Origin of the sequence: Bradyrhizobium sp. Leo170, assembly GCF_004296405.1 — a bacterium.
GTDB lineage: Bacteria > Pseudomonadota > Alphaproteobacteria > Rhizobiales > Xanthobacteraceae > Bradyrhizobium.
This window is the reverse complement of record NZ_PSRR01000519.1, coordinates 1-3,951: the sequence shown is the minus strand read 5'-3', so window position 1 is coordinate 3,951 and position 3,951 is coordinate 1. Positions and strand designations below refer to the sequence as shown.

The window sequence follows — 3,951 nt, the reverse complement described above, 5'->3', positions numbered from 1 at the left end:
GCCACCTTCTCCCACAAGGGGAGAAGGGAAGGCGGCCGAAATCACTTCGGGCTTCCCGTCAGCACCTTCACGCCGCCGAACGCAGTCACCTCGCCACGACGCAGCATCACGATCTGGGTCGCGAGCTGGCGCAGTTCGGCGGCGTCGTGGCTGACATAGACCATGGGTATGCCTTCGTCGCGCAGCCGGATCAGATAAGGGAGGATCTCCACTTTTCGCCCTTCGTCGAGTGAGCCGAGCGGCTCGTCGAGCAACAACAGGCGCGGCTTCGACAACAGCGCGCGCCCGAGCGCGACGCGCTGGCGCTCGCCGCCGGAAAGTTTTCCAGGACGGCGATCCATGAGATGGCCGATGTCGAGCAGGTCGGTGACGCGGCTGTGCTGCGCCGGATCATCCGGCAGGCGGTTCATGCGCCGCCCGTAATCGAGGTTCTGCCGCACGTCGAGATGCGGGAACAGCCGCGCGTCCTGGAACACATAGCCGATGCGGCGCCGGTAGGGCGGCACATGCACGCGCGCCTCGGTGTCGTCAAGCGTCTCGCCATCGAGCGAGATGATGCCGCGGTCGGGCTTCAGCAGTCCCGCGATCATGTTGATCAGCGAGGTCTTGCCGGCGCCCGACGCGCCGAACAGGCCGGTGACGCGGCCTTCACTGGTGAAGGTAGCCGAAAGCGTGAATTCGCCAAGGTGCTTGGTGACGTCGACGCGCAGCATGGTCAGTTTCCGTGCAGCCGCTTCGTCGCGCGCCGTGCGAACCACTCCGATGCAACAAGCGCGCTCATCGCGATCACGATGGAGATGATGACGAGCCGCGCCGCCGCAAGGTCGCCCTCGGGCGTCTGGATCAGCGAATAGATCGCTGACGAGATGGTCTGGGTCTCGCCCGGGATGTTGGAGACGAAGGTGATGGTCGCGCCGAACTCGCCGATCGCCTTGGCGAAGCCGAGCACCATGCCGGCGAGCACGCCCGGCAGCGCCAACGGCAAGGTCACGGTCAGGAACACCTGCCAGGGCGCCGCGCCCAGCGTTCCCGCCGCCTGCTCCAGTCGCCGGTCGACGGCCTCGATCGAAAGCCGGATTGGCCGCACCAGCAATGGAAAGGCCATCACGCCGCAGGCGAGCGCCGCACCGGTCCAGCGGAAGGCGAAGACGATGCCGAGATGATCGGCAAGCCATGCGCCGAGAAAGCCGCGGCGGCCGAGCGCAAGCAGCAGGAGATAGCCGGTGACAACGGGCGGCAGCACCAGCGGCAGGTGCACGAGCGCGTCGAGCACCGACTTGCCCCAGAAGTCACGGCGCGCCAGCAGCCACGCCAGCGCGATCCCCAGGGGGGTCGCGACCAGTGTTGCGACGACAGCGACCCGCAACGACAGCAGGATCGCCGTCCACTCGGTCGGCGAAATCTCGAACACGTGGGCTCAGATCATGCTTCCACTTTTCCGGATCATGCTCAGGTCGTCGGCGTGATCAGGAACTTGAAGCCGTACTTCTCGAGGATGGTCTTTGCCGCCGACGATTTCAGGAAGTTGAGGTACTCGGTGGTCTCGGGCTTCGCCGTCGTCGTCGCCGCGACCGGATAGATGATCGCGGGATGGCTGTCGGCGGGGAAGGTGCCAACGATCTTGACGCCGGGCTCCACCTTGGCGTCGGTCGAATAGACGATGCCGAGCACGGCCTCGCCGCGGGCAACCAGCGTCAGTGCCGCGCGCACGCTTTCGGCCATCGCGAATTTCGGCTCGGCTGCCTGCCAGGCGCCAAGCTTCTCCAGCGCCGCCTTGGCATATTTGCCGACCGGCACGGCCTTGACGTCGCCGGTCGCGATCCTGCCGTCGCCGGCGAGTTTTGCGAGATCAAAGCCGGCGCCGATATTGACGTTGTCGATCTTGGAGTCCTTCGGCGCGATCAGCACGATGCTGTTGCCGAGCAGATTGACCCGCGTCGCCTCGTTGATGTTCTTCTGCTTGATCGCGTAGTCCATCCAGTCGGTGTCGGCGGAGACGAACACGTCGGCCGGCGCGCCCTGCTCGATCTGCTTTGCCAATGCCGAGCTGGCGGCATAGCTCGCATTGACCTTGACGCCGGTCTTGGCGGTGTAGGCGGCATCGATGTCGTCGAGCGCGTTCTTCATCGAGGCGGCCGCGAACACGGTCAAGGTCTTTTCCTGCGCACTCGCAGGTAAGGCGGCTGAAGACAGCACAAGGACAAAGGCGGCGACAATTCCGGCAAGGCGGTTCATGGCAGGCGCTCCATCACGTCCTCATGCGCGCGGACCGCGCGCACTTCGGGCGTTGGTTGAATCGGTGTGGTCCGCGACAGACGGAAGCGCCGTTCCGAGGAGCCCCGAGGCTTGCGGCCGCCGGGGATATCGCGGTGGGAACATAACAGGCTGGTCGCGTGGGTAAAGGCGACCGTTTGTCTAGAGCTGGATAACTTTTCCTGGAAAAGCCATCCAGCTCCAGCTCTTTGTTTGGGCATGATCTTTTCGGAAAACCGGTCTCCACTTTTCCGGATCATGCCGTTGCCCGTCATTCGCTCGGCAATATCGCGATCGAGATCGAATTCTCTTTGGCCCCGCTGATCTGCAGCACGAACGCGCTCGCAGAAAGCTCGAATTTTACTGTCTTGCGGATACCGTCGCAGTCGGTGGCGCCGCTGAATGCCTTGGGCTTGAGGAAGTGACCATCCTGCACCACGTCCAGCCAGGCGCCGGACGACAGGCTGATCGTGTAAAGGCCGGCCTTGGGCGCATTCTTGAAGCTGGTGAAGCCGGCAAAGGTGCCGTCCTTCGGCGCCCGCTCCGGCGGCGTCGGCAGTTTTGCATCTGCCGGGGCTGCCAGCGCCAGCGTGAATCCGCTTGCGGGCAATGCCGCAAACTCGTTGCCCGATGTCAATTTGGCGCGATCCGGCGCGGTCAGCGCGGCGCGCTCGCGATCGATCGGCCATTTGAACTTGTCACAACCACTCGGTTCTTCCGCCGCAAGAACGGGAACGGCACCGAGCAACAGCAACGAGGCAATGAGGAGTCTGCGCATGATCAATCCACTCCTATCATGACATCTGAAGCTTTGATGACAACGATGACCTTGTCGCCAGCCTTGATGCCCAGATCATCGACGGCTTCATTGGTGATGGAGGATGTCACGACCTGGCCACCGCCGATGTCGACGCGGACATGAGAAGTGGTCGCACCCTTCTTCACGTCAACGACGGCACCCTTGATCTGGTTACGTGCACTGATGCGCATCATCAATCCTTCAATGTTGATCATCCCGTGTGTGACGACGGCCTGCATCGACAGATTGGGATGAAACAGGATCAGCAGCCCTGACCCGAGGTTTTATCGCGCTTACGGAGCGACTCCTCCACTTTAGCGCACCTTGCGGTCGAATGAAAACACCATTGCGCTGATCACGGTTTCGCGTCCGGTGCATTCAGCACCGCTTTGCAGGCGGCCGGCATTTGCGCCAGCGTCATCGGCGGCTTCGGCTTTGGCGGTATCAGCGGCGGTTTCGGATGCAGCACCGCATCGGAGAACCAGAAGGCGAAGTCGGAAGGGTTGCAGCCTTCATCCTCCGACTGCGACGGCTGGCCCTCGCATTCGGTGGCGCCGGCCGGGCAGCGCATGCGGATGTGGAAGTGATAGTCGTGGCCCCACCACGGCCTGATCTTGGCGAGCCAGCTACGGTCGCCCTTGGCCTCGCGGCAGAGCGCCTTCTTGATCGCGGCGTTGACGAAGATTCGCTGCACGCCCGGCTCCTGCGCGGCGTCGCGCAGCACCAGCACATGGCCAGGGGTGAACACCTTGGGATCGATATCGAGCCGATCCGGCCGCACCATCATCACCGCCGACATGTCCTCGCGGTCCTCGCGCGACAGCCTGCGGTCGGGCATCGGTGTCAGCCAGACGTCGGCATCCAAACCGATCTGGTGACTGGCATGGCCGCTCAAGGCG

The 3,951-nt window shown here is 63.6% G+C and carries 6 protein-coding genes; all 6 read right to left on the bottom strand.

Translation table 11 applies throughout. The features are described from left to right. Positions 1-41: 41 nt before the first annotated feature. Positions 42-713, bottom strand: coding sequence for a molybdenum ABC transporter ATP-binding protein (modC, locus tag CWO89_RS41695; protein WP_130584045.1), 672 nt, complete (start codon positions 711-713; stop codon positions 42-44). Between the two features lie 2 nt (positions 714-715). Then, positions 716-1,411 (bottom strand): molybdate ABC transporter permease subunit, encoded by a 696-nt coding sequence (modB, locus tag CWO89_RS41690; RefSeq protein ID WP_130584044.1) that lies wholly within the window; start codon positions 1,409-1,411, stop codon positions 716-718. Positions 1,412-1,449: 38 nt separating this feature from the next. After that, a complete protein-coding gene (gene modA, locus CWO89_RS41685) occupies positions 1,450-2,235 on the bottom strand; it encodes a molybdate ABC transporter substrate-binding protein (protein WP_130584043.1) in 786 nt (261 codons plus the stop codon). Positions 2,236-2,524: 289 nt separating this feature from the next. Continuing rightward, positions 2,525-3,031: a hypothetical protein gene (locus CWO89_RS41680; protein ID WP_130584042.1), complete on the bottom strand. Its 507-nt coding sequence runs from the start codon at positions 3,029-3,031 to the stop codon at positions 2,525-2,527. Between the two features lie 2 nt (positions 3,032-3,033). Then, the gene (locus CWO89_RS41675) at positions 3,034-3,243 is read right to left on the bottom strand and encodes a TOBE domain-containing protein (protein ID WP_130584046.1); all 210 of its coding nucleotides are present in this window, start codon (positions 3,241-3,243) and stop codon (positions 3,034-3,036) included. Between the two features lie 164 nt (positions 3,244-3,407). Further along, positions 3,408-3,951, bottom strand: a 544-nt coding sequence (locus CWO89_RS41670) for a penicillin-insensitive murein endopeptidase (protein WP_165421560.1), incomplete at its 5' end; no start/stop codon positions are given.

What these genes read in the sequence shown, in the direction of transcription:
- modC (WP_130584045.1), bottom strand. Translation starts at nt 713, where the DNA reads ATGCTGCGCGTCGACGTCACCAAGCACCTTGGCGAATTCACGCTTTCG.
- modA (WP_130584043.1), bottom strand. Translation starts at nt 2,235, where the DNA reads ATGAACCGCCTTGCCGGAATTGTCGCCGCCTTTGTCCTTGTGCTGTCT.
- CWO89_RS41680 (WP_130584042.1), bottom strand. Translation starts at nt 3,031, where the DNA reads ATGCGCAGACTCCTCATTGCCTCGTTGCTGTTGCTCGGTGCCGTTCCC.
- CWO89_RS41675 (WP_130584046.1), bottom strand. Translation starts at nt 3,243, where the DNA reads ATGCGCATCAGTGCACGTAACCAGATCAAGGGTGCCGTCGTTGACGTG.